This is a genomic window from Pseudomonas sp. SIMBA_067 (assembly GCF_046534675.1).
GTDB lineage: Bacteria > Pseudomonadota > Gammaproteobacteria > Pseudomonadales > Pseudomonadaceae > Aquipseudomonas > Aquipseudomonas putida.
Genome location: NZ_JAWRYH010000692.1, coordinates 1 through 261, shown reverse-complemented (window position 1 = coordinate 261; position 261 = coordinate 1). Strand labels below are relative to the sequence as shown.

General features: G+C 50.6%; 1 rRNA gene. It reads left to right on the top strand.

The window, feature by feature from the left end:
* Positions 1–261 (top strand): 23S ribosomal RNA (locus tag SB765_RS30910); the annotation flags it as partial.

Genomic DNA, 261 nt, shown 5'->3' with positions numbered 1-261 from the left:
GGTATCACCTTTTGGTGATGCGGTAGAGGAGCGTTCTGTAAGCCTGTGAAGGTGAGTTGAGAAGCTTGCTGGGGGTATCAGAAGTGCGAATGCTGACATGAGTAACGACAATGCGAGGGAAAAACTCGCACGCCGAAAGACCAAGGTTTCCTGCGCAACGTTAATCGACGCAGGGTTAGTCGGTCCCTAAGGCGAGGCTGAAAAGCGTAGTCGATGGAAAACAGGTTAATATTCCCGTACTTCCAGTTATTGCGATGGAGG